Source organism: Blastococcus deserti (assembly GCF_042682525.1).
GTDB classification, from domain to species: Bacteria; Actinomycetota; Actinomycetes; order Mycobacteriales; family Geodermatophilaceae; genus Blastococcus_B; species Blastococcus_B deserti.
In genome coordinates this window covers 251,656-277,559 of the sequence record NZ_JBHUHP010000001.1, presented here as the reverse complement: position 1 = coordinate 277,559, position 25,904 = coordinate 251,656, and the positions used below count along the sequence as shown (strand labels likewise).

Here is a 25,904-nt window from a genome sequence, read left to right as displayed (position 1 = left end):
TGGCTGGTGGGATCGCCTCACCGAGCACGGGAGACGGTGCGACACGCGGGCACCAGCCGGCTTGCGCGCGCCAGCCCGTCACGATACCAGTCGACGGACCCGTCCTCCTGACCCCCTCAGGCTCGGGGGAACCTCGGGACGGGTGCGCTCAGACGACCGTGCGCAGCGCCCCGGTGTCGACGTCGTAGACCGTGCCGCGGACCTCGGTCGCGATCAAGAGGGCGCTCTCCCGGACCAGCCGCACCGACTCGCGCACGTCGTCGTCCACCGTGGTGAAGGCCCGCATGGGCCAGGGCGGCCGCTGCCCGGTCGACTGCTCCACCTGCGCGGCGAACGCCTCCTCGTCGGCGCCCTCCAGGCCGCAGCGGGTGTGGTGGACGAGCAGCACCTCACGGGTCCCGAGGACGTGCTGCGAGATGGCGAGCGACCGGATCGTGTCCTCGGTGACGACCCCGCCCGCGTTGCGGATGACGTGCGCGTCCCCGACGGCCAGGCCCAGCAGCCGGTAGACGTCCATGCGGGCGTCCATGCAGGCGACGACGGCGACACCACGGGCCGGCCGGGCGGGCAGCCCTGCCGGTGCCCGCCCGACCCACTCGGCGTTCGCCGCCAGCATCCGGTCGATCTCGGCCACGCATTCCTCCGTCCCAGGACCCGTGCACCGGACCCTAGCCGGACGCCCGGGCCGACCGGTACCGGTGGACCGTCTCCCCCACCGCAGCGGGGCTCAGTTCGGGCCGTCCCCCCGCGTGGGCCACCGTGAGCGCCGCCGCCGCGGCCGCGGCCCATGCGGCGTCCTCGGGGCCGGCGCCACCCAGGAGGGTCGCGGCGAGCGCCGCCACGGCGGCGTCCCCGGCACCGGTGGGGTCGACCGGTGGGCCACCGAGCAGCGGGACCACCGTGTCGCCGTCGGCCCAGCGCGGATCGACCTCGAGCATGCCGGCGGCGGTTCCGAGGCCCGGCCCGGCCCGCCAGGCGACGACGTCGCCCGCCTCGCCCGCGGCCAGCGACACCAGCCGGGGCCCGGCCGTGAGGAGCTCCGCCGCGGCCTCGCGCGCGTCGTCCACGCCGCGCAGGTCCCGACCGACCCACCGGGTCGCCTCCACCGCGTCGGCGCGGAGGACCTCGGTGCGGGCGAGCACCGCCGCCCTCGTCCCCGCGTCGCCCGGGGCACCGTCGGTGACGACCACGGCTTCCGCGGGCGCCCGGTCCAGCGCGGCCCGCACCGCCTCCCCGGGCTGCTGGAGCTGGAGGCTGAGCACCTGGCACCCGGCGACCAGGTCGTCGGCCGCGGCGACGTCGTCGCCGGTCAGCAGCACTCCGGCCGGCACGTGCTCGACCAGCCTGCGCGTCCCGCCGTTCCCGACCAGGTCCAGGAGGAGCGCCGTCGCCGTACCGGGCCGGGTCACCACGCCGGAGACGTCGATGCCGTCGGCCACCGCCTGCGCCCGCGCCTGGGCGCCGGGCCCGTCGTCCCCGACCACCCCCACCAGGGCGACGGGCACGCCGAGCTGCGCCAGCGCCACCGCCTGGTTGGCCCCCTTGCCCCCGAGCAGCTCGCGGCGCTCCGTGGCCCGGACCGAGCCGCCGGCGTCGGGCAGCCCGTCCACCCAGAGGACCAGGTCCCGGCCGATCTGCCCCAGCACGACGACGTCGGTCATCCGGGCCCTCCTCCGTCCGCTCCCGGCCGCTCGCGGAACCGGTCGGGGGTCGATCGGTCAGGATGTGCCCCGTGCGCACAGTGGAGGAACACCGGGCAGCGGTCGCCGCGCTGCTGTCGCCCCTTCCCGAGGAGGAGGTCCCCCTCGGCGCCGCCCACGGCCGGGTGCTGGCGCGGGACGTGACCGCCGCGGTCGCGCTGCCCGGCTTCGACAACTCCGCGATGGACGGGTACGCCGCGCGCTGGGCCGACGTCCGTGCCGCACCCGTCCCCCTCCCCGTGGTGGAGGACATCCCGGCCGGGCGGACCGACGTCGTCCCGCTGGCGCCGGGGACGGTGCACCGGATCATGACGGGCGCTCCGCTGCCGCCCGGCGCCGACGTCGTCGTTCCCGTGGAGCTGACCGACGGCGGTACCGACGTGGTGGAGATCCGCGAGGCGCCCCCGCCCGGCAGCCACCTGCGCATGGCGGGCGAGGACATCGCCCGGGGTGCGGTGGCGCTGCAGGCCGGCAGCCCCCTCGGTGCGGCGCAGCTCGGCCTGGCCGCGGCCGTGGGGGTCGGCGCGGTACCCGTCCGGCGCCGGCCCCGGGTCCTCGTCCTGTCGACCGGGAGCGAGCTGGTCGCGCCGGGACAGCCGTTGCTCCCCGGGCAGATCTACGAGTCCAACTCCCGACTCCTCGTCGCAGCGGTGGAGGACGCCGGCGGCGAGGCCCGCCGGCTGCACTTCGTGCCCGACGACGTCGACCAGTTCCTCGCCACCGTGCGCGCGGAACTGGCGTCGGCGGACCTGCTGGTCACCAGCGGCGGCGTCAGCGCCGGCGCCTACGAGGTGGTGAAGGACGCCTTCCGGGGCCTGGGCACCGTCGAGTTCGTCAAGGTGTCGATGCAGCCGGGTGGCCCGCAGGGCGCGGGCACGGTGGACGGCGTCCCGGTGGTGACGCTGCCGGGCAACCCGGTCAGCGCCTTCGTGTCCTTCGAGGTGTTCGTGCGGCCGGCGCTGCGGCGCGCGCTGGGACACCTCTCCCCCGACCGCCTGCGCGTGCCCGCCCGCCTGACCGGCCCGCTGCGCTCCCCCGCCGGGCGCCGGCAGTTCCTGCGGGGGCGGTACGACGGCGGGACCGTCTCCCAGGTCGGGGGCCCCGGTTCCCATCTCGTGGCGCACCTGGCCCGCGCCAACTGCCTGGTCGTCGTCCCGGAGGACGTCACCGACCTGCCCGCCGGCGCCGACGTCGACGTCCTCCTGATCGAAGGAGCCCTGCAATGAGCGAGTCCCGGCTCACGCACGTCGACGAGACCGGCGCGGCGCGCATGGTCGACGTCAGCGCCAAGCCCGTCACCGCCCGGGAGGCGACCGCGGCCGGGCGGGTGCTGGTCGGCCCGGAGGTGATCGAGCTGCTGCGCGGGCGGGGCGTGCCGAAGGGCGACGCGGTGGCCGTCGCGCGGATCGCGGGGATCGCCGGGGCGAAGCGGACGCCGGACCTCGTGCCGCTGTGCCATCCGATCGCCCTGCACGGCGTGACGGTCGACGTCGAGGTGGCCGACGACGGCATCGACATCACCGCGACCGCACGCACCGCCGACCGGACCGGGGTGGAGATGGAGGCGCTCACCGCCGTGACCGTCGCCGGGTTGACGATGATCGACATGGTGAAGGCCGTCGACCCACGGGCCTCGATCACCGACGTCCGGCTGCTCCGGAAGTCCGGCGGGAAGAGCGGGGTGTGGACCAGATGAGCGACCTCCCCGCCGACGCCCGCGCCGTCGTGGTCACCGCGTCCAACCGGGCGTTCGCCGGCGTCTACGAGGACCGGAGCGGCCGCCTGCTCGTCGAGGGCCTGGAGGGCCTCGGTTTCGACGTCGAAGGCCCGAGGCTGCGACCCGACGACGTCGACGAGCTCGAGGCGGTGCTGCGCGCCTCGGTCGACGCCCGCTTCGACGTCGTGCTGACGACCGGGGGTACGGGTCTGTCGCCCACCGACGTCACGCCGGAGGCCACCCGCCGGGTGCTGGAGCGGGAGGCGCCGGGGATCGCCGAGGCGGTGCGCCGGTACGGGGCGGAGCAGGGGGTGCCGACGTCGGTGCTGTCCCGCGGCCTGGCCGGGACGGCGGGACGGACCCTGATCGTCAACCTGCCGGGCTCGACCGGGGGCGTCCGGGACGCCCTGGCGGTGCTCGGCCCGCTGCTCCCCCACGTCGTGAGCCAGCTCCGCGGCGGAGACCACTGAGGGAGGACTCCGTCCTCCCCACCCTCGCAGGCCCGCGGCGGGACGGGGCCGCTCACTCCGGCAGGACGATGCGCTCCTGGTGGGTGTAGACGTTGCAGCCGTCGCCCCGGAGGAAGCCGACCAGCGTGATACCGACCTCGCGGGCCAGTTCCACGGCGAGGGACGACGGCGCCGAGACCGCGGCCAGCACCGGGATGCCGGCCATCGCCGCCTTCTGGGTCAGCTCAAAGCTGGCCCGGCCGCTGACCATGAGCACGTGGCCGGAGAGGGGCAGCCGACCGGTCCGGACGGCGTCACCGACCACCTTGTCGACGGCGTTGTGCCGCCCGACGTCCTCCCGCAGGGCCACCAGCTCACCGGCCGCGGTGAACAGCCCGGCGGCGTGCAGACCGCCGGTCTTCTCGAACACCTGCTGCTCGGCACGCAGCCGGTCCGGCAGGGCGAACAGCACTTCCAGCGGTACCCGCGCCGCGTCGGCGGCCACGTCGTAGGCCGTCTTCGTGCGGATCGCGTCGATGCTGGCCTTGCCGCAGACGCCGCAGGAGCTGGACGTGTAGAAGTTCCGCTCCAGACCGGTGTCCGGGACCGGCACGCCAGGCGCGAGGTCGACGTCCACGACGTTGTAGGTGTTGCGGCCGTCGGCGTCCACCGAGTCGCAGTACCGCAGCCCCGCGACGTCGTCGTGCCCGCCGATCACGCCCTCGGTCGCGAGGAAGCCGTGCACCAGGTCGAAGTCCTCCCCGGGCGTCCGCATCGTCACCGCCAGCGGTGAACCGGCCAGCCGGATCTCCAGCGGCTCCTCGGCCGCGACCGTGTCCGGCCGGGTGGTGTGCTGCGGACCGCGGATGCGCAGCACCGGTGTCCGGCTGGTGACTCGTCCCACGCGCGAGACGGTACCCACGTGCCGGCCCTACGGTGACGCGGTGGACCCGCTGCCGCCGTACACCGCCGTGGTGCTGGCGGGCGGCAAGGCGGCCCGCCTGGGCGGGCAGGCCAAGCCGCAGCTGGTCGTGGGTGGCCGACCGATGCTCGCGACCGTCCTGGCCGCGGTCCGCGACGCCGACGAGCGGATCGTCGTGGGCCCCCCGCAGCCGGTTCCCCCTGGTGTCGTCGTCGTCCGGGAGCAGCCACCCCGCGGTGGCCCGGTGGCCGCCGTCCGCGCCGGGCTGGCCGAGGTCGGCACCGAGGTCGTCGTCGTGCTCGCCGGGGACCTGCCGTTCGTGACCGCGGACCTGGTGCGTCGGCTCCGGGAGAGCCTCACCGGCGACGGCGTCCTGGTGGTCGACGACTCCGGCCGCGACCAGTACCTGCTGGGTGCCTGGCGGACGGCGGCCCTCCGATCGGCCGTCGCCGCTGCTACCGGGCCGACGTCCCTCCGCAGGGTGCTCGCGCCGCTGGCCGTCCGCCGCCTGCGGCCAATCGTGGCACCCGGCCGGCCGCCACCGTGGCTGGACTGCGACACCCCGGCCGACCTGGCCCGTGCCCGCGCCCTGGCCCCACCCTCCGAGGAGGCGCGACCCCGTCCGCCGGTGCTGCCGCGCTTCCAGCCCCCCACGGAACCCGGTTGAGCCGTTAGCCTCGGCCCACCCCCGCAGGAGAGGACCGATGCCCCACCGTTCCCGTCTCGTCGCGCTGGCGTCCGCGGCCGTGCTCATGACCGCCTGCACCGACGTGACGCCGGGCGTCGCCAGTCCCGCAGGACCGACGACCTCGGCGCCGGCGCCCCCCAGCAGCGCACCGGCCCCGTCCTCGGTCCCCGTTCCCACCGACGCGCAGTCCCCGGACGCCTCGTCCCCCGCCGACACCGGCGAGGACGGCGGCCCGGCCCAGCCCGGCTCCGACGACGATCAGGCAGGTCAGATGCACATCAAGGGTCTCCGGCTCACCGGGCAGAACGGCCTGTCCCGGCTGGTCGTGGACCTCGGCGGCAACGGCGTCCCCGAGTGGACCGTCGGCTACGCCGAGGCCGTCGGCCCGGACGGCGCGCCGGTCGACGTCGCCGGTGACGCGGTCCTGCGGGTCCGGCTGCGGACCGGCACGCCGCCGAGCGGGCAGTCGCGGTCGCGGGTCTCGGCGAACCCCGGGCCGATCGTCGAGGCCCGGACGACGGGCTTCTCCGGCGGCAACGAGGAGGTCCTGATCGGCATCCACGGCGGCCAGCTGCCGTTCCGTGCCTACGCATTGACCGACCCGGGCCGGATCGTCATCGACGTGCACCCCGGGGGCTGAGCCGGCGCACCTGTGTGGGGCCGCCCCTCCGGCGGGTAGGGCGGCTTGCGTGCGCATCGTCATCGCCGGGGCCCACGGGCAGGTCGCCCGCCGCCTGGGCCGCCTGCTGTCCGCCCGTGGCGACACCGTCGTCGGCATCGTGCGCAATCCGGCCCACCCGGCCGACCTGGTCGCCGACGGGGTGGAGCCGGCGGTCCTCGACCTGGAGGCGGCCTCGGCCGACGAGGTGGCGGCCGCGCTCTCCGGCGCCGATGCCGTGGTCTTCGCCGCGGGGGCCGGCCCGGGCAGCGGAGCGGCGCGCAAGGACACCGTCGACCGGGCGGCCGCCGTCCTGCTCGCCGACGCCGCCGAGCGGGCGGGGGTGACGCGCTACCTCCTCCTGTCCTCCATGGGCGTCGACGCCGTCGCCGACGGCCGCCGTCCCGAGGGGATGGAGGAGGTCTTCACCGCCTACCTCCGGGCCAAGCTCGCGGCCGAGCAGGACCTGCTCGCGCGGTCCGCCCTCCGGACGACGGTGCTGCGGCCCGGCGGGCTCACCGACGACCCCGGGACCGGCCGGGTCAGCCTGGGGCGCCAGGTGGAGCGCGGCAGCGTCCCGCGGGACGACGTCGCCGCGGTCGTGGTGGCCCTCCTGGACGCCGACCTCGACGGCACCGTGCTGGAACTGACCGGCGGCCCGACCCCGCTCGCGCAGGCGGTCGCGGCCGCGCGTGGCGGCTAGCCGCGCCGGGCGCGGGTCACCAGGGCACGGGCGGCGAGCTCCTCGTCCACCGGGTAGTCGACGTGGACCAGGGTGAGCCCGCCGGCCGGCGCCACCGGCACGTCGCCGGCCCGCTCGGTACGGCTGAGCAAGGCGGCCGGCCACTGCGGCGGGCGCCGGCGCTCGCCCACGACGAGGAGCGCCCCGACGAGGCTGCGGACCATCGAGTGGCAGAAGGCATCGGCGGACGCGGCCACGGTGATCAGCCCGCCCTCGCGCACCACGTCGAGGGCGAGGAGGGTGCGGATCGTCGTCGCTCCCTCGCGGCGCCGGCAGAAGGCGGCGAAGTCGTGCTCGCCGAGGAGCAGCCCCGCAGCCTCCGCCATGGCCTCGGCGTCCAGGGACCGGGGCCACCCCACCGTGTCGGCGCGGCGCAGCGGTGGCGGGCCGGAGGGGTGGTCGGTCAGCCGGTAGACGTAGTGCCTGCCGAGCGCGCTGAAGCGGGCGTCGAAGTCCGGGTGCGCCCGCACGACGGCGGGCACCGCGATGTCGGGCGGCAGCACGCCGCGCAGCCGCCGCACGAGGCGGGTCTCGTGCTCCCGCCAGACCTCCGCCGATACGTCGCAGTGGGCCACCTGCCCGGTCGCGTGGACCCCCGCGTCGGTCCGGCCGGCCACGGTCAGGTTCACCGGGACGCGCAGCACCATCGACAGCGCCTGCTCCAGCTCGCCCTGGACGGTGCGCTGGCCGGGCTGCCGCGCCCACCCGTGCAGCTGCGTGCCGTCGTAGCTGACGGCCAGTCGAAGACGCACGAGCCCGTCACCGTTGCCGGTGACGGGCTCGTCGGGGTGCTGCGTGGCGATCAGCGACCGCTCACTGCGGGTCGGGAGCGGCGTCGCCCCCCTGGTACAGGGTGCCTGAGGTCGCGGCGTCGCTGAGCTCGGCGGCCTCGATCTCCGCCGCGGCGGCCGCGGCGAGCTCGGGCGACAGGGCCGGGTCGTCGACGATCGCGGCGTTCTGCCGGATCGGCTCCGGTTCAACGGCGCCGTCGTCCTGGCGCGAACCGTCGGGGTTGTACAGGTCGGTGACGACCTGCTGCGCCTCCTGGTCGACCGAGCCGTCGGTCACGGCCGGGGAGGTGTCCCCACCGGGGCCCGTGGTCTCGCCCTCGAGGGTCGCCCCCTGGTCGCCGCCACCGGCGCGCACGCCCACCGCTCCGGCGTTGCCGCCCTCGCCCGGGGTACCCGGCTGGGGCGCCGTGTCGCTGTCGTCCGCCGGGACCGGGGCCTCGGGGTCGGTCACTTGGCGCCGTCCGTGCCCTCGGCGTCGGCCGGCGACTCCGCGTCGGCGGCCACCGCGTCGGTGTCGGTCCCGGTGGCGTCGGCACCGTCCGCGGCGACCGCCTCGTCGCCGGACTCCGCGTCGGTGGACTCGGCGTCGGTCGCGACCGCATCGCCGGCGTCGGCGTCGGCGTCCTCGAGCGCGTCGGCCGTGACCTCACCGGAGGCGGCGGCCGCACCGGCGCCGGACGCGAACGTCGTGCCGCGGGCGCGCTCGGCCTCGCCGACGGCCTGCTGGCCCACTGTCAGGGCCTCGACCAGCTCGATGACCGCCATCGGCGCGTTGTCGCCCTTGCGGGGACCGACCTTGGTGATCCGGGTGTAGCCACCGGGCCGGTTCTCGTAGCGGGGGCCGATCTCGGCGAAGAGGGTGTGGACGACGTCCTTGTCCCGGATGGTCGTCATGACCTGACGACGCGCGTGCAGGTCACCGCGCTTGGCGAAGGTCACCAGCTTCTCGGCCAGGGGACGCAGGCGCTTCGCCTTCGTCTCGGTGGTCGTGATCCGCCCGTGCTCGAACAGCGAGGTGGCCAGGTTGGCCAGCATCAGCCGCTCGTGCGAGGGGGACCCGCCGAGACGGGGGCCCTTGGTGGGGGTGGGCATGTCGGTCCTTCCTCGAGCGGCCGTGCGCTGCGTGCTCGGCTGCATCCGTGGTGGTGCGTCGTCCGGGTCGTGCTGGTGGTGCGGTGGTGCTCACGTCCAGTGTGGCCGCCCGGGGGCGGGCGCCGGGCGGCGGGTGGACCCCACCGCCCGGCGGCCCCTGCGGGCGCTGGCACGGCGTCCTTCTAGAGCTGCTCGGTCTCCTGGTAGGAGCCGTCGCTGTACTCGACCTCGGCGTCGTACCCGTGCTGCTGGTAGGCGTCGGTCTCGTAGCCCTCGTCGTAGCTCTCGACGGAGGTGGGGATGAACCCGGGCGGGCTGTCCTTGAGCGCGAGACCCATGGCCGCCAGCTTCATCTTGACCTCGTCGATCGACTTGGCCCCGAAGTTGCGGATGTCGAGCAGGTCGGCCTCCGAGCGGGTGACGAGCTCCCCGACGGTGTGCACGCCCTCGCGCTTGAGGCAGTTGTAGGACCGGACGGTGAGGTCCATGTCCTCGATCGGCATCGAGAAGTTCGCGATGTCCGCGGCCTCGGCCGGGCTCGGCCCGACCTCGATGCCCTCGGCCTCGACGTTGAGCTCCCGCAGGAGGCCGAACAGCTCGACCAGCGTCGAGCCGGCGGACGCGATGGCGTCGCGCGGGGCGATCGACGGCTTGGTCTCGACGTCGACCACGAGGCGGTCGAAGTCGGTGCGCTGCTCGACGCGGGTCGCCTCGACGGCGTAGGTGACCTTGAGGACCGGCGAGTAGATCGAGTCGACCGGGATGCGGCCGATCTCCTGGCCGGGCTGCTTGTTCTGCGGCGCCGGCACGTAGCCGCGGCCCCGCTCGACGACCAGCTCGATCTCGAGCCGCCCCTTGCCGTTGAGGGTCGCGATGTGCAGGTCGGGGTTGTGCACCTCGACACCGGCCGGCGGCGCGATGTCCGCGGCGGTCACCTCACCGGGGCCCTGCTTGCGCAGGTACATGGTCACCGGCTCGTCGGAGTCGGAGCTGACGACCAGGCCCTTGAGGTTCAGGATGATCTCGGTGACGTCCTCCTTGACGCCCGGCACGGTCGTGAACTCGTGCAGGGTGCCCTCGATGCGGATGCTGGTGACAGCAGCGCCGGGGATCGAGGAGAGGAGCGTGCGGCGCAGGGAGTTGCCGAGGGTGTAACCGAAGCCCGGCTCGAGCGGCTCGATGACGAACCGCGAGCGCTGCTCGGAGATCGTCTCCTCGGTCAGGGTGGGGCGCTGTGCGATGAGCATGGTGGTTCTCCTTCGGGTCCTCCGGCGCCCGCCATATGACGCCGTGAGGGGGTGGTGCGGGCTCCGGCGGGCATCTGTCCGCCCGCCGGAGCCGTGGCCCCCTCGCAGGGTCCCACCGCGAGCGTGCGAGCGGTGGGGGGCGGGGGGTCCTTCGTGGGGTCCTTCTGCTTACTTGGAGTAGAGCTCCACGATCAGCTGCTCCTGGACCGGGGTGTCGATGACCTGACGGGCCGGGATGCTGTGCACGAGCACGCGCAGCTGGCTGCTGATGACCTCCAGCCACGGCGGCACGGGCCGCTCGCCGGCGCGGGCCTGGGCGATCTCGAACGGCAGCATCCGGCGCGACTTCTCGGCGACCTCGATGATGTCGTTCTCGCTCACCCGGTAGGACGGGATGTCCACCTTGCGGCCGTTGACGCGGATGTGGCCGTGGCGGACCAGCTGGCGGGCCATGTCGCGGGACTCGGCGAAGCCGGCCCGGTAGACGACGTTGTCCAGCCGCGACTCCAGGATCTGGAGGAGGACCTCACCGGTCTTGCCGGTCTTGCGGTTGGCCTCCTCGTAGTACCCGCGGAACTGCTTCTCGAGGACGCCGTAGATGCGGCGGGCCTTCTGCTTCTCACGGAGCTGGAGCAGGTACTCGCTGTCCTTGCTGCGGCCACGGCCGTGCTCGCCCGGCGGGTACGGCCGGATCTCGATCGGGCACTTCGGGGACTCGCACTTGCTGCCCTTGAGGAACAGCTTCATCTTCTCGCGCCGGCACATGCGGCAGTCGGCTCCGGTGTAACGGGCCACGTCAAATACTCCTGTTTCGTCTCGTCAGTGGCCGGTCAGACCCGGCGGCGCTTCTTGGGGCGGCAGCCGTTGTGCGGCTGCGGCGTCACGTCCTGGATCTGACCCACCTCGAGGCCGGTGGCCTGGAGCGAGCGGATCGCGGTCTCACGGCCGGAGCCGGGGCCCTTGACGAAGACGTCGACCTTGCGCATGCCGTGCTCCTGCGCCTTGCGGGCGGCGTTCTCGGCAGCCATCTGCGCGGCGAACGGCGTGGACTTGCGCGAGCCCTTGAAGCCGACGTGGCCGGCGGAGGCCCAGCTGATCACGTTCCCGCTCGGGTCGGTGATCGACACGATCGTGTTGTTGAACGTGCTCTTGATGTGCGCCGCGCCGTGGGCGACGTTCTTCTTCTCCTTGCGGCGGACCTTCTTGGCGCCGGCCGCGGTGCGAGCCCTGGGAGGCATAAGTCTGTTTCGTTCCTTTACTTCGTGGCCAGATGGAACGGCCACCCTTCAGGGGCCCGCGCCGAGCCTGCGAGGCGCGGGGGGAAGGGTGGTCCTTACTTCTTGCCGGCCTTCTTCTTGCCGGCGATGGTCTTGCGCGGGCCCTTGCTGGAGCGCGCGTTGGTGCGGGTGCGCTGACCGTGGACCGGGAGCCCGCGGCGGTGACGCAGACCCTGGTAGCAGCCGATCTCCACCTTGCGGCGGATGTCACCGGCCACCTCGCGGCGCAGGTCACCCTCGACGCGGAAGTGCTCGTCGATGTAGTCGCGCAGCTTCAGCAGGTCCTCGTCGCCGAGGTCCTTGACCCGCAGGTCCGGGCTGACGCCGGTCGCGGCCAAGGTCTCCTTGGCGTGAGCCTTGCCGATGCCATAGATGTAGGTGAGCGCGATCTCCATCCGCTTCTCGCGGGGGAGGTCGACGCCGGCCAGTCGTGCCATGTTCAGGAACTCCCTCAGCCCTGGCGCTGCTTGTGCCGGGCGTTGTCGCAGATGACCATGACCCGGCCGTGCCGGCGGATCACCTTGCACTTGTCGCAGATCTTCTTCACCGACGGCTGGACCTTCACCGGTGCCGCCCCTCATTCCTCAGATCGTGTGCCGACCGCTGCCTGCCCGGGGACTCCCAGGACACGACGCGGCCGAGCGATTACTTGTAGCGGTAGACGATGCGACCGCGGGTCAGGTCGTAGGGCGAGAGCTCCACGACCACGCGGTCCTCGGGCAGGATGCGGATGTAGTGCTGCCGCATCTTGCCGCTGATGTGGGCGAGCACCCGGTGCCCGTTCTGCAGCTCGACCCGGAACATCGCGTTGGGCAGCGGCTCGACGACGCGACCCTCGACCTCGATGGCCCCGTCCTTCTTCGCCATGCCTTGAACGCGCTCCCTGACTCGGTGGTACTGGTCACCGTCGCTTGTCGCTGCGCGCACACGCCGGAGACCGACTGGACGCGCTCGGTGATTGCAGAACAGGTGGTGCAGTACTTCTCTCGGCGCTCTCGCGAGGGCGTCCCGCGTCACGCGGCCACAGCACGACGACGGGACGGCGCTAGCGCCACAGAACATGGTACCCCGGGGCACCACTGGTCTCCAACCCGCCCCGGGGGTGAGGAAGGACCCACCTCCCCCGGCCGCTCGGGGCGGAACCCGTTCCCGGTCCCCCGAGCGTGCGTGGGCGGGGAGGACGGCCGGAGGGACCCCCTCATCGTCTCAGCCCTCGCACGCTCGGGCCGAGCCTCTGGAGGGGGCCTCAGGTGCGGGGGGTGATGCCGAACGGGGCCAGGCCGGCGACGCCGCCGTCCTCCGCCGTGAGGACCCACGGGCCCTCGGGAGTGATGGCCACCGTGTGCTCGAAGTGCGCGGCGCGCGACCCGTCCTTGGTGACGACGGTCCAGCCGTCCTCGAGCTCCACCGTCGCCGGGTCGCCCACCGTGACCATCGGCTCGATGGCCAGGGCCAGGCCCGGGACCAGCTTGGGGCCGCGGCCGGGCCGGCCGTAGTTCAGCACGTGCGGGTCCTGGTGCATCTCGGTGCCGATGCCGTGCCCGCCGTAGTGGTCGACGATCCCGTACGGATGGGACTCGGCGGTGATGGTGTGCTCGACGGCGGAGCTGATGTCGGTCAGCCGTCCACCCGCGACGGCCCTCGCCAGCCCGGCCCACATGGACCGTTCCGTCACGTCCAGCAACGCGGCGTCCTCGGCGGACGGCTCTCCCACCGTCACCGTGACCGCCGAGTCGCCGTGCCAGCCGTGCAGGATGGCACCGCAGTCGATCGAGATGTTGTCGCCCTGGGCGAGCGCGCGCCGGCGGTCCGGGATGCCGTGGACGATCTCGTTGTTGATAGAGGCGCAGATGCTGCCCGTGAACCCGTGGTAGCCGAGGAAGGACGGGACGGCGCCGGCGGTCCGGATGTGGTCCTCGGCGACCGCGTCGAGCTCGCCGGTCGTCACGCCGGGGCGGATCTCGGCGAGGACGGCCTTGATCGCGCCGGCCACGACCAGCCCGGCTCCACGCATGAGCTCGATCTCGTGCGGTGTCTTGATCTGGATCATGCGTCCACTCCACTTCGCCAGCAGGGGGAGGCGACCCAGGATTCTCGAGGTCATCGCCGTCCCCGCTCCCGCTCGTTCAGTCTGCGCCCGGCCGCTCGTCGTCGGCCACGCCGAGCGCCCGCAGCGCCCGTGCCGTGACCTCCTCGACCTCGCCGATGGCGTCGATGCGGGCCAGCAGCCCCTCCCCCTCGTAGAACCCGGAGAGGGGCGCGGTCTGCTCCTGGTAGACGTGCAGGCGGCGCCGCACGGTCTCGGGCTTGTCGTCGTCGCGCTGGACCATCTGGCCGTCCACCAGCATCCGGCGGCCGGAGAGCCGACGGACCAGCTCCTCCTCGTCCACGACCAGTTCCAGCACCCGGTCCAGGGCCTGGCCGAGCTCGGACAGCGACGAGCGCAGCTGTTCGGCCTGCGCGATGGTGCGGGGGAAGCCGTCCAGCAGGAAGCCGCCCTTGGCGTCGGGCTCGGCCAGGCGGTCCTTCACCATGGCGACCGTGATCTCGTCGGGCACCAGGTCACCGGCGTCCATGTAGGTCTTGGCCTGCTGGCCCAGCTCCGTCTGCCCGCTCACGTTGGCGCGGAAGATGTCGCCGGTCGAGATCGCGGGGACGCCGAGCTTGCCGGCGATGATCTGCGCCTGGGTGCCCTTGCCCGCTCCGGGAGGCCCCAGCAGCACCACGCGCACTACTTCAGGAACCCTTCGTAGTTGCGCTGGTTGAGTTGCGTCTCGATCTGCTTCACCGTCTCCAACCCCACTCCGACCATGATCAGCACCGCCGTCCCGCCGAACGGGAAGTTCTGGTTCTGCCCCTCCTGCGTGATCGACAGGAACAGGTTGGGCAGCACCGCCACCGTCCCCAGGTAGATCGATCCCGGCAGGGTGATCCGGGACAGTACGTACTGCAGGTACTCAGCGGTCGGGCGGCCCGGGCGGATGCCGGGGATGAAGCCGCCGTAGCGCTTCATGTCGTCGGCCCGCTCCTCGGGGTTGAAGGTGATCGACACGTAGAAGTACGTGAAGAACACGATCAGGCCGAAGTAGAACGCGACGTGCACCGGGCTGCTCTGGTCGATGATGTAGTTCTCGAAGAACCGCCGCACCGGACCGGTCTCGCTGCCCTGGAGCTGGGTGATCAGCTGCGGGAGGTAGAGCAGCGACGAGGCGAAGATGACCGGGATGACGCCGGCCTGGTTGACCTTCAGCGGCAGGTAGGTGGACGTCCCGCCGTACATGCGGCGTCCGACCATCCGCTTGGCGTACTGCACGGGGATGCGGCGCTGGGCCTGCTCCACGTACACGACCGCGCCGATGATGACCAGGGCGAAGGCGCAGACGACGGCGAAGACCACACCGCCGCGGGTCTGCAGAATCGCGCCACCCTCGGCCGGGATGCGCGCGGCGATCGAGGTGAAGATCAGCACGGACATGCCGTTGCCGATCCCCTTCTCGGTGAGGAGCTCACCGAGCCACATGATCAGCGCGGTGCCGGCCGTGAGCGCGATGACCAGGACGACGGTCGACCAGACGGAGTCCGACGGGATGATCGACTCGGGACAGCCGGGGAACAGCTGCCCACTGCGGGCCAGGGCGATGATGCCGGTGCTCTGCAGGACGGCGAGGGCGATCGTGAGATAGCGGGTGTACTGGGTCAGCTTGGCCTGACCCGACTGCCCTTCCTTCTTCAGCTGCTCGAAGCGCGGGATCACGACCACCAGCAGCTGCACGATGATGCTCGCCGTGATGTAAGGCATGATCCCCAGCGCGAAGACGCTCAGCCGCAGCAGCGCGCCGCCGGAGAACAGGTTGACCAGCGAGTAGATGTCGCGCTGGTCGGAGGCCTGCGCGATCTCGAGACAGCTGTTGATCGCCTCCACGGAGACGCCCGGCCCCGGCACCGCGGCACCCAGCCGGTACACGGCGATGATCGCCAGGGAGAACAGCAGTTTGCGCCGGAGGTCTGGCGTCCGGAACGCCGCGGCGAACGCCTGCAGCACGTGCCCTCCCCGAGTCGGTCGTGTGAGGTTAGCAATGGAAGGACCCCGCCCCCCTCACCGCTCGCGAGCTCGCGGCGAGCCTCTGGGCGGGGCCGTGGTGCAGGACCGGCAGCAGAAGGCCCCCCTGCCGGGGCCAGCCGCAACTCGCGAGTGGCGGGGGGCAGGGGGGTCCTCTCTCAGATGCGGGTGGTGCTGCCGCCGGCGGCGCCGATCTTCTCGGCGGCGGACGCGGAGAAGGCGTGCGCCTGGACGTCGACCTTGACACCGCCGAGGTCGCCGGTGCCCAGGACCTTGACCGGGTGGCCGCGGCGGACCGCGCCCGCATCGGCCAGCGTGTCCGGGTTCACCGGGCCGCCCTGCGGGAACAGGGCCGCGATGCGGTCGAGGTTGACGACCTGGAACACGACCTTGTTCGGGCTCGTGAACCCGGTGAGCTTGGGCAGCCGCATGTGCAGCGGCGTCTGCCCACCCTCGAACCGCGCGTGGGTGTTGCCGCGCGCCCCGGTGCCCTTGGTACCGCGACCGGCCGTCTTGCCCTTGGAGCCCTCACCGCGGCCGACTCGCGTCTTGGCCGTGTGGGCGCCCGGGGCCGGACGCAGGTGATGAACCTTCAGTGTCATAGCGAGTCTTTCCTCAGACTTCCTCGACGCGCACGAGGTGCGGCACCGTCGCGACCATCCCGCGGATCTCGGGACGGTCCTCCTGGACGACCGAGTCGTGGATCCGCTTCAAACCGAGGGAACGCAGCGTGTCCCGCTGGTTCTGCTTGCAGCCGATCGACGACCTGACCTGGGTGACCTTGAGCTGTGCCATCTCAGACCCCCTGACCAGCACGAGCGCGGAGCATGGCGGCCGGGGCGACGTCCTCGAGGGGAAGGCCACGACGGGCCGCGATTTCCTCGGGGCGGACGAGCTCCTTGAGCGCCTGCATCGTGGCGTGCACGATGTTGATCGGGTTCGACGACCCGAGGCTCTTGGAGAGCACGTCGTGGATGCCGGCGCACTCGAGGACGGCACGAACCGGGCCACCGGCGATGACACCGGTACCCGGGCTGGCCGGCTTGAGCAGCACGACACCGGCCGCCGCCTCACCCTGCACCGGGTGCGGGATGGTGCTGGCGATGCGCGGCACGCTGTAGAAGTGCTTCTTGGCCTCCTCGACACCCTTGGCGATCGCCGCGGGCACCTCCTTGGCCTTGCCGTAGCCCACACCGACCTTGCCGTCGCCGTCACCCACGATCACCAGGGCGGTGAAGCTGAAGCGCCGACCGCCCTTGACGACCTTGGACACGCGGTTGATGGCGACCACGCGCTCGATGTAGTTGCTCTTCTCGGCGGGCGCGCCTCCCGGGCCCCGCCCGCCGTCACGACGGTCACGGCGGTCGTTGCCGCCGCCGGCGCCGCCGCCGCGTCGCTGTGGTCCTGGCATCAGACGTCCCTCTCGATCTGCGTGTTCACGGTGCTGGCGATGCTGCTCATCAGAAGTCCAGCCCACCCTCGCGGGCACCCTCGGCCAGGGCGGCGATCCGCCCGGCGTACCGGTTCCCGCCGCGGTCGAAGACGACCGCGGAGATGCCGGCGGCCTTGGCCCGGTCGGCGATGAGGGCGCCGACCTGGCGCGCCAGGGCCGACTTGTCGCCCTCCGCGCCGCGGAGCCCCATCGTCGACGCGCTGGCCAGCGTGCGGCCGACCGTGTCGTCGACCAGCTGCACGTGGATGTGCCGCGAGCTCCGGTTGACGACCAGGCGCGGACGCTCCGGCGTGCCGGCCACGCGCTTGCGCAACCGGTTGTGGCGGCGCAGCCGCGAGACACGGCGCGCCGTGCTGATGTCGGTGCCGACCGGCTTGTGGCCGCCGGCGGACTTCCCGTTCGTGGGAGTAGTTGCGGTTGCCATCACTTACCCGTCTTCCCGACCTTGCGCTTGACGACCTCGCCCTGGTACCGCACGCCCTTGCCCTTGTACGGGTCCGGCTTGCGGATCTTGCGGATCTTGGCCGCGACCTCGCCGACCTGCTGCTTGTCGATCCCGCTCACCCGCAGGCGGGTGGGGGATTCGACGGCGAAGGTGATGCCCTCCGGGGCCTTCACCGGCACCGGGTGGCTGAAGCCCAGGGCGAACTCGAGGTCCGAGCCGCGAGCCTGGACGCGGTAACCGACACCGACGATCTCCAGGGTCTTGGTGTAGCCCTCGGTGACGCCGGTGATCATGTTGGCGATCAGCGTCCGCGAGAGCCCGTGCAGAGCGCGGTTCTGGCGCTCGTCGTTGGGCCGCTGCACGCGCAGTGTGCCGTCCTCGTCGCGCTCCACCGTGATGGGCGCCGCCACGGTGTGGTTCAGGGTGCCCTTCGGCCCCTTCACGCTGACCGTCTGGCCGTCGATGGTGACGTCCACACCGGCGGGCACGGCGATGGGGAGTCGTCCGATCCGTGACATTGTCGTTCGCTCCCTTACCAGACGTAGGCGAGGACTTCCCCGCCCACGCCCTTCTTGTTCGCCTGCTTGTCGGTCAGCAGCCCGGTGGAGGTCGAGATGATCGCCACGCCGAGACCACCCAGGACCTTGGGCAGCGAGTTGGACTTCGCGTACACCCGCAGACCGGGCTTCGAGACCCGCCGGACGCCGGCGATGCTCCGCTCCCGGTTGGGGCCGTACTTCAGGTCGATCTGCAGCTGCTTGAAGGTGGAGCCGTCCTTCTCGACGTCCTTCACCGTCCAGCCCGCGATGTAGCCCTCCTGCTGGAGGATCTCCGCGATGTGCGTCTTCAGCTTCGAGGACGGCATCACGGTGCTGTCGTGGTACGCCTGGTTGGCGTTCCGCAGCCGCGTCAGCATGTCCGCGATCGGGTCGGTCATCGTCATGGTGGTGGTGCCTCTCTCGCCGCGGTTCCTCGTGCGCTGGGTCCCGGAGACTTGGCGCTGGGCCTCTCGGCGATCAGTGGTGCTCGGTTGGTGACTTGCTGGAACGGCCCGGCTGCAGGGACCCGCGGCGCGCGAAGCGTGTCGTGGGGGGCAGCCGGGTCCTTCACCAGGAGGACTTGCGCACGCCCGGGAGCTCCCCCGCGTGAGCCATCTCCCGCAGGCAGATCCGGCAGAGGCCGAACTTGCGGAAGACGGAGTGCGGACGGCCGCACCGCTGGCAGCGGGTGTAACCGCGGACCGCGAACTTAGGCTTGCGGGCCGCCTTGTTGATCAGAGCCTTCTTGGCCATTGGTTTCTCCTACCGGCTCAGCGGATGGTGGTCACGACGGGCTGGCCGGCGAAGGGGAAGCCGAGCTGGCGGAGCAGCTCGCGGCCCTCCTCGTCGTTCGTGGCGGTGGTGACCAGCGTGATGTCCATACCGCGCGGCCGGTCGATCTTGTCGACATCGATCTCGCGGAACATCGACTGCTCGTTGAGGCCGAAGGTGTAGTTCCCGTGGCCGTCGAACTGCTTGGGGTTCAGGCCACGGAAGTCACGGATGCGGGGCAGGGCCAGCGACAGCAGCCGGTCCAGGAACTCCCACATCCGGTCTCCGCGCAGGGTGACCTTGGCGCCGATCGGCATGCCCTCGCGCAGCTTGAACTGCGCGATGGACTTGCGGGCCCGGACGACGGCCGGCTTCTGACCGGTGATGGCGGTCAGGTCGCGGACGGCGCCGTCCATCAGTTTGGCGTCGCGGGTGGCCTCGCCGACGCCCATGTTGACGACGATCTTCGTCAGGCGCGGGATCTGCATGACGTTCTCGTAGCTGAACTCCGACTGCAGCGCCGGCGCGATGGTCTCGCGGTAGTGGGCGAGCATGCGGGGCAGCTCACGCGTGGGTGCGCTCATGACGTTCAGAGGTCCTTACCGGTGCGCCGCGAGACCCGGATGCTGCGGCCGTTGTCGTCCTTGCGGTAGCCGACCCGGGTCGGCTTGTCCTCGGAGTCGATCACCATCACGTTGCTCACGTGGATGGGCGCCTCCTGCGTGACGATCCCGCCCTGCTGGGCGCCGCGCTGGGTCGAGCTGATGCGGGTGTGCTTCTTCACGCGCCCCACGCCCTCGACCAGCACGCGCTGGACCTTCGGGTAGGCGGCGATGACGCGCCCCTTCGCACCCTTGTCCTTGCCGGACAGGACGAGGACGGTGTCACCCTTCTTGACCTTCATGGACGGCGTCCTGCCGTTGTTGGCAGCCATGATCACAGCACCTCCGGTGCGAGCGAGATGATCCGCATGAAGCGCTTGTCGCGGAGCTCGCGGCCCACCGGGCCGAAGATGCGCGTACCGCGCGGGTCGCCGCTGTCGCGGATGATGACCGCGGCGTTCTCGTCGAAGCGGATGTAGGAACCGTCGGGACGACGACGCTCCTTCACCGTGCGGACGACGACGGCCTTGACCACGTCACCCCGCTTGACCCCGGCACCGGGCAGCGCGTCCTTGACGGTCGCCACGATGACGTCGCCGATGCCCGCGTAGCGTCGCCCGGAACCGCCGAGCACCCGGATGCAGAGGATCTCCTTCGCACCGGTGTTGTCGGCGACTCGCAGTCGCGACTCCTGCTGGATCACGTCCAACTCCCAAATCTCAGTGGTGACAGCCGGGCCGGATCGGTGAACCGGCTGTCCGGTACCGGCGTGCGGACGCACCGGCGGCGGATGCCGCCGGTGCGTCCGAAGCACGGGTACCGGGATGCGGCGCGCGCACCCGGTGAGAGGTGCGGTGCGCGCCAAGCGTCCAGGGTACTCGCCCCTGGGACGACCCCGGAGGGCCGGCTGTTTACTTCGCCTTCTCGAGGATCTCGACGAGCCGCCAGCGCTTGGTCGCCGACGTGGGCCGGGTCTCCATGATCTGGACGCGGTCGCCGATGCCGGCGACGTTCTGCTCGTCGTGGACCTTCAGCTTGTTGGTCCGGCGGATGACCTTGCCGTAGAGGGCGTGCTTCACGCGGTCCTCGACCTCGACGACGATGGTCTTCTGCATCTTGTCGCTGACCACGAGGCCCTCACGGACCTTGCGGTAGCCACGCCCGGCCAGACCGGGACCGGTCGACTGCTGGGGCTCGCTCATGCCACACCCTCGTTCGGGGCGACCGAGAGACCCAGCTCGCGCTCGCGCATGATCGTGTAGATCCGGGCGATGTCACGACGGACGGTCTGCAGTCGCCGGTTGTTGTCCAGCTGGCCGGTGGCCACCTGGAACCGCAGGTTGAACAGTTCTTCCTTGGACTCGCGCAGCCGCGAGGCGAGCTCGTCGGCCGAGAGCTCGCGCAGCTCCGGAGCGGTCAGACCGGCGGCCATCACACCTCTCCTTCACGCGTGATGAAGCGGCACTTCATGGGCAGCTTGTGGATGGCGCGACGCATGGCCTCGCGGGCCACGGGCTCGGCGACACCGGACAGCTCGAACATGATGCGACCGGGCTTGACGTTGGCGACCCACCACTCCGGCGAACCCTTACCGGAACCCATGCGGGTCTCGGCCGGCTTCTTGGTCAGCGGGCGGTCCGGGTAGATCGAGATCCACACCTTCCCGCCACGCTTGATGTGCCGGGTCATGGCGATACGAGCCGACTCGATCTGCCGGTTCGTCACGTACGCCGGCTCGAGGGCCTGGATGGCGTACTCGCCGAAGTTGATGGCGGTGCCGCCCTTGGCCCGGCCGCTGCGGTCGGGGTGGTGCTGCTTGCGGTGCTTGACGCGCCGTGGGATGAGCATCGCTCAGCTCTCCGTGTTCTCGGTGGCCGTCTGCTCGACGGCCGCGGTGGCCTCGGGGCCGGCGACCTCGGCGACGGTCGTCTCGGGCGCGACCTCGCCGGAGGTCTGCGCCACGACGGATTCGGTGGTCTCGGCGGCGGCGCGACCGGCCTCGGTGCCACCGGCGGTGGTGCCCGACGAGCCGGAGCGGCGCTGCGGCCGCTGGGCCCGCTCACGGCGCTGCTGACGGGCGGCGAGCGCCTCGAGGGCCTCCCGCTCGGCACGCGAGCCGCTGACGTCACCCTTGTAGATCCACACCTTCACGCCGATGCGGCCGAAGGTGGTGCGGGCCTCGTAGATGCCGTAGTCGATGTTCGCGCGGAGCGTGTGCAGCGGCACCCGGCCCTCGCGGTAGAACTCCGACCGGCTCATCTCGGTACCGCCGAGGCGGCCCGAGCACTGCACCCGGATGCCCTTGACCTGCGGGCTGCGCTGGGCCGACTGCATGGCCTTGCGCATCGCCCGGCGGAAGCTCACCCGGCTGGACAGCTGCTCGGCGACGGCCTGGGCGACCAGCTGCGCGTCGGACTCGGGGTTCTTGACCTCGAGGATGTTCAGCTGCACCTGCTTGCCGGTGAGCTTCTCGAGCTCGCCGCGGATGCGGTCGGCCTCCGCGCCGCGACGGCCGATGACGATGCCCGGCCGGGCGGTGTGGATGTCGACGCGGACCCGGTCACGGGTGCGCTCGATCTCGACCTTGGAGATGCCGGCCCGCTCCATGCCCTTGGACATGAGCTTGCGGATCGCGACGTCTTCCTTGACGTAGTCCTTGTACAGCTTGTCCGCGTACCACCGGGACTTGTAGTCGGTGGTGATCCCGAGACGGAACCCGTGCGGGTTGACCTTCTGACCCACTAGCGGGTCCCTCCCCTCGTGTTGCTGCTCTGCTGGCGGGTGGCGCTCACCCGGTCCGACGTACCGGACTGGCCGGTGTCGCGGCGGGCCTTGCGCGCCTTCTGCGCGAGGCCGGCGTTGGCGGCCGCCTCGCTGACCTCGACGGTGATGTGGCTGGTCCGCTTGTTGATGCGGAACGCCCGGCCCTGCGCGCGCGGACGGATCCGCTTCAGCGTGGGGCCCTCGTCGACGTAGGCGGCGCTGACGACCAGCGCACCCGGGTCGAGCTGCAGGTTGTGCTCGGCGTTGGCCACCGCGCTGGCCACGACCTTGGCCACCGGCTCGCTCGCGCTCTGCGGGGCGAAGCGCAGCAGCGCCAGGGCCTCATCGGTCGGCAGGTAGCGGATCAGGTCCACCACCCGGCGGGCCTTCATGGGGGTCACGCGGACGAACCGGGCCGTAGCCCGGGCGACCGGCGCCTCCTGTCCCAACTGGGAAGTCATCTGAGTCTCTCTCTACCTGGTCAGCCCCGCCGCGAGCGGCGGTCGTCCTTGACGTGCCCACGGAAGGTGCGGGTGGGCGCGAACTCGCCGAGCTTGTGCCCGACCATCGCCTCGGTCACGAAGACCGGGACGTGCTTGCGGCCGTCGTGCACGGCCAGCGTGTGGCCGAGCATGTCCGGGATGATCGTCGAGCGACGCGACCAGGTGCGGATCACGTTCTTGGTGCCCTTGGCGTTCTGTGCGTCCACCTTGGCGAGCAGGTGGTCGTCGACGAACGGGCCCTTCTTCAGGCTGCGTGGCATGTCAGTCGGCTCCTCTTAGCTACCTGCTCAGCGCTTCTTGTTGGTGCGCCGGCGGCGCACGATCAGGGCGTCGCTGGCCTTCCGCTTGCGCGTCCGGCCCTCCGGCTTGCCCTTCGGGTTCACCGGGTGGCGACCGCCGGAGGTCTTGCCCTCACCGCCACCGTGCGGGTGGTCGACGGGGTTCATGGCCACACCGCGGACGGTCGGGCGCTTGCCCTTCCACCGCATCCGGCCGGCCTTGCCCCAGTTGATGTTCGACTGCTCGGCGTTGCCCACCTCGCCGACGGTCGCGCGGCAGCGGACGTCGACGTTGCGGATCTCGCCCGACGGCATGCGCAGCTGCGCGAACCGGCCTTCACGGGCGACCAGCTGGACGCTGGTACCCGCGGAACGGGCGATCTTGGCCCCGCCACCCGGGCGGAGCTCGATGGCATGAACGACGGTGCCGACCGGGATGTTCCGCAGCGGCAGGTTGTTGCCCGGCTTGATGTCCGCCGAGGGCCCGCACTCGACCGTGTCGCCCTGCTTCAGCCGCGCCGGGGCGATGATGTAGCGCTTCTCGCCGTCGGCGTAGTGCAGCAGCGCGATCCGCGAGGTGCGGTTCGGGTCGTACTCGATGTGCGCGACCTTGGCCGGCACGCCGTCCTTGTCGGCCCGGCGGAAGTCGATCAGCCGGTAGGCACGCTTGTGACCGCCCCCCTGGTGACGCGCGGTGACCTTGCCGTGGACGTTGCGTCCACCGCGGCCGTGCAGCGGCCGGACCAGCGACTTCTCGGGATGGTCGCGGGTGACCTCGGCGAAGTCGGCGACGCTGGAGCCGCGGCGGCCCGGCGTCGTCGGCTTGTACTTGCGGATAGCCATTGCTGACTCAGTCCTCTATCTCTGGTCCGTGGAGTCCGGGCGCGGTCAGGCGCCCGGGCCGCCGAAGATCTCGATGCGGTTGCCGGGGGCGAGCGAGACGATGGCGCGCTTGGTGTCCTTGCGCTTGCCCATCCGCGTGCCCCGGCTGCGCTTGCGCTTGCCCGGGCGGTTGATGGTGTTCACGCCGACGACCTTCACGTCGAAGATCTGCTCGACCGCGATCTTGATCTGGGTCTTGTTCGCCTCGGGCAGCACGATGAACGTGTACTGGTTCTCGTCCAGCAGCCCGTAGCTCTTCTCGGAGATGACCGGGGCGAGCAGGACGTCCCGGGGGTCGCGGACGCTCATGCCTTCTCCTCGGTGCTCGCGTCGGTGGTGCCGTCCTCGGTGGGCGCCTGCGCGTCCGGCCCGGCGTCGGCGACGTCGGCCAGCTCGGCGGGGGCCTTGGCGGCCTCCTCGGCGGTGGCCGGGGCGGCCTCCTCCGGGGTGGCGGCCTCCGTGGCGGGGGCCTTCTTGGCAGCGGCCTTCTCGGCCGGGGCCGGCTCGGCGCCGGTCACGGCCTCGACCGTGCCCTCGCCCTCGGCCGGCGCGATCGACGGCACCCCACCGGGGGTCACGTGCGTCGCCAGGTCCGGCTTGGTGCCGGCGGCTCCGCGGCGGCCCTCGACGAACTCGGCGAGCGCGGTCTCGGTGAAGACGACCTCGTCGGCGTTGAGCACGTCGTAGGTGTTGAGCTGTCCGGCCTCGATCAGGTGCACCTGGGGCAGGTTCCGCAGGCTGACCCAGTTGAGGACGTCGTCGCGGTCGAGGACCACGAGGACCTTGGCGGCCCGGGTGACGGCCTCGAGGGTCGCCAGGGCGGCCTTGGTCTTCGGGGCGTCGCCGTCGACGAAGGCCGAGACGACGTGGACCCGGCCCTCGCGGGCCCGGTCGGACAGCGCGCCACGCAGCGCGGCCGCCTTCATCTTCTTCGGCGTCTTCTTCGTGTAGTCGCGCGGCTGCGGGCCGTGGACCGTGCCACCACCGGCGAACTGCGGCGCGCGGATCGAACCCTGACGGGCCCGGCCGGTGCCCTTCTGCCGGTAGGGCTTGGTGCCACCGCCGCTGACCTGACCACGCGTCTTGGTCGCGTGGGTGCCCTGACGGGCCGCGGCCAGCTGCGCCACGACGACCTGGTGCATCAGGGAGACGTTGGCGTCGGCGTCGAACAGCTCACCGGGCAGCGTGACGCTGCCGGAGGTCTCCCCCGCCGGGGTGCGCACGTCGACCTGGCGGTCGGTGCGCGTCTCGATCGACTGGCTCACTTGTTGTCACTCCCCACGGGGCCACCCTTGACCGCTGAGCGGACGAGGACGAGGCCACCCTTCGGACCCGGGACGGCGCCCTTGATGAGCAGCAGCCCCCGCTCCGCGTCGACCTTGTGCACGACCAGCGACAGCGTGGTCGTCTTGACCGCGCCCATGCGGCCGGCCATCTTCAGGCCCTTGAACACGCGGCCCGGCGTGGAAGCCCCACCGATGGATCCGGGGTGGCGGTGCTTGCGCTGGGTGCCGTGCGCCGCGCCGAGGCCACGGAAGCCGTGGCGCTTCATGACACCGGCGGTGCCCTTGCCCTTGCTGGTGCCGATGACGTCGACCTTGGCCACGCCGTCGAAGACGTCCGCGGTCAGCTCCTGGCCGACCGTGTAGTCGCCGGCGTCCTCGGTGCGCAGCTCGACCAGGTGTCGCCGCGGCGTGACGCCCGCCTTGGTGAAGTGCCCGCCCTCGGGCTTGTTCACCTTGCGCGGGTCGATCTCGCCGAATCCGAGCTGGACGGCCGAGTAGCCGTCCACCTCGGGGGTGCGCACCTGGGTCACCACACACGGGCCCGCCTTGACGACGGTCACCGGCACGAGGCGGTTGTTCTCGTCGAAGACCTGGGTCATCCCCAGCTTCTCGCCGAGAAGACCGCGAAATGTGCTCGCCATGTCTGCTGACTGCCCTTACTGGATGTTGACGTCGACCGAGGCCGGGAGGTCGATGCGCATGAGCGCGTCGACCGTCTTCGGCGTCGGGTCGAGGATGTCGATGAGCCGCTTGTGCGTGCGCATCTCGAAGTGCTCGAACGAGTCCTTGTACTTGTGCGGCGAACGGATCACCGCGTACACGTTCTTCTCCGTCGGCAGCGGCACGGGGCCGACCACGCGCGCTCCGGTCTTGGTGACCGTCTCGACGATGCGTCGCGCCGAGGCGTCGATCGCCTCGTGGTCGTAGGCCTTCAGCCGGATGCGGATCTTCTGTCCCGCCATCGCTGTTCTCTGCTCCTGCCGATCGAAAGTCTGTAGCCGGGCTGGGTCCGGGCGGACCCGGGAGCAGGCGGGGGGGG

General features: G+C 71.9%; 42 protein-coding genes. 6 read left to right on the top strand and 36 right to left on the bottom strand.

What is annotated here, in order from left to right:
• Positions 1–148: 148 nt before the first annotated feature.
• Positions 149–634 carry a beta-class carbonic anhydrase gene (locus ACFSHS_RS01435; RefSeq protein WP_376870837.1) on the bottom strand — a complete coding sequence of 162 codons (486 nt, stop codon included), beginning with the start codon at positions 632–634 and terminating at the stop codon, positions 149–151.
• Between the two features lie 34 nt (positions 635–668).
• Complete coding sequence (locus tag ACFSHS_RS01430) at positions 669–1,661, bottom strand: PfkB family carbohydrate kinase (RefSeq protein WP_376870834.1); 993 nt, start codon at positions 1,659–1,661, stop codon at positions 669–671.
• 71 nt (positions 1,662–1,732) lie between these two features.
• Here ACFSHS_RS01430 and moeA point away from each other — a divergent pair, with 71 nt between their 5' ends.
• The 3 genes from moeA to ACFSHS_RS01415 are packed head-to-tail and all read left to right on the top strand — an operon-like array spanning position 1,733 to position 3,887.
• Positions 1,733–2,926, top strand: a complete 1,194-nt coding sequence (gene moeA / locus ACFSHS_RS01425; protein WP_376870831.1) for a molybdopterin molybdotransferase MoeA — start codon at positions 1,733–1,735, stop codon at positions 2,924–2,926.
• Entirely contained in the window at positions 2,923–3,396 is a 474-nt protein-coding gene (gene moaC, locus ACFSHS_RS01420) for a cyclic pyranopterin monophosphate synthase MoaC (RefSeq protein ID WP_376870828.1), read from the top strand. Before moeA ends, moaC begins: the two co-directional genes overlap by 4 nt.
• Positions 3,393–3,887, top strand: a complete 495-nt coding sequence (locus ACFSHS_RS01415; protein WP_376870825.1) for a MogA/MoaB family molybdenum cofactor biosynthesis protein — start codon at positions 3,393–3,395, stop codon at positions 3,885–3,887. Before moaC ends, ACFSHS_RS01415 begins: the two co-directional genes overlap by 4 nt.
• 52 nt (positions 3,888–3,939) lie before the next feature.
• Here ACFSHS_RS01415 and fdhD read toward each other — a convergent pair whose 3' ends face one another.
• Positions 3,940–4,770, bottom strand: a complete 831-nt coding sequence (gene fdhD, locus ACFSHS_RS01410; protein WP_376870823.1) for a formate dehydrogenase accessory sulfurtransferase FdhD — start codon at positions 4,768–4,770, stop codon at positions 3,940–3,942.
• A 40-nt stretch (positions 4,771–4,810) separates the two neighbouring features.
• Between fdhD and mobA the strand changes: the two genes are divergently transcribed.
• The 3 genes from mobA to ACFSHS_RS01395 are packed head-to-tail and all read left to right on the top strand — an operon-like array spanning position 4,811 to position 6,837.
• The gene (mobA, locus tag ACFSHS_RS01405; protein WP_376870821.1) at positions 4,811–5,455 is read left to right on the top strand and encodes a molybdenum cofactor guanylyltransferase; all 645 of its coding nucleotides are present in this window, start codon (positions 4,811–4,813) and stop codon (positions 5,453–5,455) included.
• A gap of 37 nt (positions 5,456–5,492) precedes the next feature.
• Positions 5,493–6,116: an AMIN-like domain-containing (lipo)protein gene (locus ACFSHS_RS01400; RefSeq protein WP_376870819.1), complete on the top strand. Its 624-nt coding sequence runs from the start codon at positions 5,493–5,495 to the stop codon at positions 6,114–6,116.
• Positions 6,117–6,165: 49 nt separating this feature from the next.
• Positions 6,166–6,837, top strand: coding sequence for an NAD(P)H-binding protein (locus ACFSHS_RS01395; protein ID WP_376870817.1), 672 nt, complete (start codon positions 6,166–6,168; stop codon positions 6,835–6,837).
• Here ACFSHS_RS01395 and truA read toward each other — a convergent pair.
• From truA to rpsJ, 33 genes are all read right to left on the bottom strand, one after another.
• The gene (gene truA / locus ACFSHS_RS01390) at positions 6,834–7,628 is read right to left on the bottom strand and encodes a tRNA pseudouridine(38-40) synthase TruA (RefSeq protein WP_376870815.1); all 795 of its coding nucleotides are present in this window, start codon (positions 7,626–7,628) and stop codon (positions 6,834–6,836) included. The genes ACFSHS_RS01395 and truA overlap by 4 nt on opposite strands.
• 61 nt (positions 7,629–7,689) lie before the next feature.
• A complete protein-coding gene (locus tag ACFSHS_RS01385; protein ID WP_376870813.1) occupies positions 7,690–8,118 on the bottom strand; it encodes a hypothetical protein in 429 nt (142 codons plus the stop codon).
• The gene (gene rplQ, locus ACFSHS_RS22560; RefSeq protein ID WP_458199616.1) at positions 8,115–8,759 is read right to left on the bottom strand and encodes a 50S ribosomal protein L17; all 645 of its coding nucleotides are present in this window, start codon (positions 8,757–8,759) and stop codon (positions 8,115–8,117) included. Before rplQ ends, ACFSHS_RS01385 begins: the two co-directional genes overlap by 4 nt.
• Positions 8,760–8,941: 182 nt before the next feature.
• Entirely contained in the window at positions 8,942–10,006 is a 1,065-nt protein-coding gene (locus ACFSHS_RS01375; protein WP_376870811.1) for a DNA-directed RNA polymerase subunit alpha, read from the bottom strand.
• Between the two features lie 168 nt (positions 10,007–10,174).
• The gene (gene rpsD, locus ACFSHS_RS01370) at positions 10,175–10,801 is read right to left on the bottom strand and encodes a 30S ribosomal protein S4 (protein WP_376870809.1); all 627 of its coding nucleotides are present in this window, start codon (positions 10,799–10,801) and stop codon (positions 10,175–10,177) included.
• 35 nt (positions 10,802–10,836) lie between these two features.
• Entirely contained in the window at positions 10,837–11,244 is a 408-nt protein-coding gene (gene rpsK / locus ACFSHS_RS01365; protein WP_376870807.1) for a 30S ribosomal protein S11, read from the bottom strand.
• A gap of 95 nt (positions 11,245–11,339) precedes the next feature.
• Complete coding sequence (gene rpsM / locus ACFSHS_RS01360; RefSeq protein WP_376870805.1) at positions 11,340–11,720, bottom strand: 30S ribosomal protein S13; 381 nt, start codon at positions 11,718–11,720, stop codon at positions 11,340–11,342.
• 14 nt (positions 11,721–11,734) lie between these two features.
• The gene (gene rpmJ / locus ACFSHS_RS01355; protein ID WP_012950458.1) at positions 11,735–11,848 is read right to left on the bottom strand and encodes a 50S ribosomal protein L36; all 114 of its coding nucleotides are present in this window, start codon (positions 11,846–11,848) and stop codon (positions 11,735–11,737) included.
• A gap of 80 nt (positions 11,849–11,928) precedes the next feature.
• Positions 11,929–12,150 (bottom strand): translation initiation factor IF-1, encoded by a 222-nt coding sequence (gene infA / locus ACFSHS_RS01350; protein WP_012950459.1) that lies wholly within the window; start codon positions 12,148–12,150, stop codon positions 11,929–11,931.
• A gap of 379 nt (positions 12,151–12,529) precedes the next feature.
• On the bottom strand, positions 12,530–13,333 hold the full coding sequence (map, locus tag ACFSHS_RS01345) for a type I methionyl aminopeptidase (protein ID WP_376870799.1): 804 nt from the start codon (positions 13,331–13,333) through the stop codon (positions 12,530–12,532).
• Between the two features lie 76 nt (positions 13,334–13,409).
• Positions 13,410–14,009, bottom strand: a complete 600-nt coding sequence (locus ACFSHS_RS01340; RefSeq protein WP_458199615.1) for an adenylate kinase — start codon at positions 14,007–14,009, stop codon at positions 13,410–13,412.
• Positions 14,010–14,014: 5 nt separating this feature from the next.
• Positions 14,015–15,325 carry a preprotein translocase subunit SecY gene (secY, locus tag ACFSHS_RS01335; RefSeq protein WP_376870793.1) on the bottom strand — a complete coding sequence of 437 codons (1,311 nt, stop codon included), beginning with the start codon at positions 15,323–15,325 and terminating at the stop codon, positions 14,015–14,017.
• A 176-nt stretch (positions 15,326–15,501) separates the two neighbouring features.
• A complete protein-coding gene (rplO, locus tag ACFSHS_RS01330) occupies positions 15,502–15,945 on the bottom strand; it encodes a 50S ribosomal protein L15 (RefSeq protein ID WP_417281941.1) in 444 nt (147 codons plus the stop codon).
• A 13-nt stretch (positions 15,946–15,958) separates the two neighbouring features.
• The gene (gene rpmD / locus ACFSHS_RS01325) at positions 15,959–16,138 is read right to left on the bottom strand and encodes a 50S ribosomal protein L30 (protein ID WP_376870790.1); all 180 of its coding nucleotides are present in this window, start codon (positions 16,136–16,138) and stop codon (positions 15,959–15,961) included.
• A 1-nt stretch (position 16,139) separates the two neighbouring features.
• A complete protein-coding gene (rpsE, locus tag ACFSHS_RS01320) occupies positions 16,140–16,754 on the bottom strand; it encodes a 30S ribosomal protein S5 (protein WP_376870787.1) in 615 nt (204 codons plus the stop codon).
• A gap of 49 nt (positions 16,755–16,803) precedes the next feature.
• A complete protein-coding gene (gene rplR, locus ACFSHS_RS01315) occupies positions 16,804–17,220 on the bottom strand; it encodes a 50S ribosomal protein L18 (RefSeq protein WP_376870784.1) in 417 nt (138 codons plus the stop codon).
• Positions 17,220–17,759 carry a 50S ribosomal protein L6 gene (gene rplF / locus ACFSHS_RS01310; RefSeq protein WP_376870781.1) on the bottom strand — a complete coding sequence of 180 codons (540 nt, stop codon included), beginning with the start codon at positions 17,757–17,759 and terminating at the stop codon, positions 17,220–17,222. Before rplF ends, rplR begins: the two co-directional genes overlap by 1 nt.
• Positions 17,760–17,773: 14 nt before the next feature.
• Positions 17,774–18,178 carry a 30S ribosomal protein S8 gene (rpsH, locus tag ACFSHS_RS01305; RefSeq protein WP_458199614.1) on the bottom strand — a complete coding sequence of 135 codons (405 nt, stop codon included), beginning with the start codon at positions 18,176–18,178 and terminating at the stop codon, positions 17,774–17,776.
• Between the two features lie 169 nt (positions 18,179–18,347).
• On the bottom strand, positions 18,348–18,533 hold the full coding sequence (locus tag ACFSHS_RS01300; RefSeq protein WP_089336472.1) for a type Z 30S ribosomal protein S14: 186 nt from the start codon (positions 18,531–18,533) through the stop codon (positions 18,348–18,350).
• A 17-nt stretch (positions 18,534–18,550) separates the two neighbouring features.
• Entirely contained in the window at positions 18,551–19,135 is a 585-nt protein-coding gene (rplE, locus tag ACFSHS_RS01295; RefSeq protein ID WP_376870775.1) for a 50S ribosomal protein L5, read from the bottom strand.
• Positions 19,136–19,140: 5 nt separating this feature from the next.
• Positions 19,141–19,485, bottom strand: a complete 345-nt coding sequence (rplX, locus tag ACFSHS_RS01290; protein WP_458199613.1) for a 50S ribosomal protein L24 — start codon at positions 19,483–19,485, stop codon at positions 19,141–19,143.
• A gap of 2 nt (positions 19,486–19,487) precedes the next feature.
• A complete protein-coding gene (gene rplN / locus ACFSHS_RS01285) occupies positions 19,488–19,856 on the bottom strand; it encodes a 50S ribosomal protein L14 (RefSeq protein ID WP_012950472.1) in 369 nt (122 codons plus the stop codon).
• 208 nt (positions 19,857–20,064) lie between these two features.
• Positions 20,065–20,355 carry a 30S ribosomal protein S17 gene (gene rpsQ, locus ACFSHS_RS01280; protein WP_376870772.1) on the bottom strand — a complete coding sequence of 97 codons (291 nt, stop codon included), beginning with the start codon at positions 20,353–20,355 and terminating at the stop codon, positions 20,065–20,067.
• Positions 20,352–20,585 carry a 50S ribosomal protein L29 gene (gene rpmC / locus ACFSHS_RS01275; protein WP_097194642.1) on the bottom strand — a complete coding sequence of 78 codons (234 nt, stop codon included), beginning with the start codon at positions 20,583–20,585 and terminating at the stop codon, positions 20,352–20,354. Before rpmC ends, rpsQ begins: the two co-directional genes overlap by 4 nt.
• Positions 20,585–21,001: a 50S ribosomal protein L16 gene (gene rplP / locus ACFSHS_RS01270; protein WP_222194238.1), complete on the bottom strand. Its 417-nt coding sequence runs from the start codon at positions 20,999–21,001 to the stop codon at positions 20,585–20,587. Before rplP ends, rpmC begins: the two co-directional genes overlap by 1 nt.
• A gap of 3 nt (positions 21,002–21,004) precedes the next feature.
• On the bottom strand, positions 21,005–21,895 hold the full coding sequence (rpsC, locus tag ACFSHS_RS01265; protein ID WP_376870768.1) for a 30S ribosomal protein S3: 891 nt from the start codon (positions 21,893–21,895) through the stop codon (positions 21,005–21,007).
• Complete coding sequence (gene rplV, locus ACFSHS_RS01260; protein ID WP_458199612.1) at positions 21,895–22,377, bottom strand: 50S ribosomal protein L22; 483 nt, start codon at positions 22,375–22,377, stop codon at positions 21,895–21,897. Before rplV ends, rpsC begins: the two co-directional genes overlap by 1 nt.
• 20 nt (positions 22,378–22,397) lie before the next feature.
• A complete protein-coding gene (gene rpsS, locus ACFSHS_RS01255; RefSeq protein WP_236825796.1) occupies positions 22,398–22,679 on the bottom strand; it encodes a 30S ribosomal protein S19 in 282 nt (93 codons plus the stop codon).
• A 27-nt stretch (positions 22,680–22,706) separates the two neighbouring features.
• Positions 22,707–23,540 carry a 50S ribosomal protein L2 gene (gene rplB / locus ACFSHS_RS01250; RefSeq protein WP_089336463.1) on the bottom strand — a complete coding sequence of 278 codons (834 nt, stop codon included), beginning with the start codon at positions 23,538–23,540 and terminating at the stop codon, positions 22,707–22,709.
• A gap of 45 nt (positions 23,541–23,585) precedes the next feature.
• Complete coding sequence (gene rplW, locus ACFSHS_RS01245; protein WP_376870765.1) at positions 23,586–23,888, bottom strand: 50S ribosomal protein L23; 303 nt, start codon at positions 23,886–23,888, stop codon at positions 23,586–23,588.
• Positions 23,885–24,844, bottom strand: coding sequence for a 50S ribosomal protein L4 (gene rplD / locus ACFSHS_RS01240; protein WP_376870762.1), 960 nt, complete (start codon positions 24,842–24,844; stop codon positions 23,885–23,887). The genes rplW and rplD overlap by 4 nt, the downstream gene beginning before the upstream one ends.
• Positions 24,841–25,506, bottom strand: a complete 666-nt coding sequence (gene rplC, locus ACFSHS_RS01235) for a 50S ribosomal protein L3 (protein ID WP_376870759.1) — start codon at positions 25,504–25,506, stop codon at positions 24,841–24,843. The genes rplD and rplC overlap by 4 nt, the downstream gene beginning before the upstream one ends.
• Positions 25,507–25,521: 15 nt before the next feature.
• Positions 25,522–25,827, bottom strand: coding sequence for a 30S ribosomal protein S10 (gene rpsJ, locus ACFSHS_RS01230; protein ID WP_014377994.1), 306 nt, complete (start codon positions 25,825–25,827; stop codon positions 25,522–25,524).
• Between the last annotated feature and the right edge of the window lie 77 nt (positions 25,828–25,904).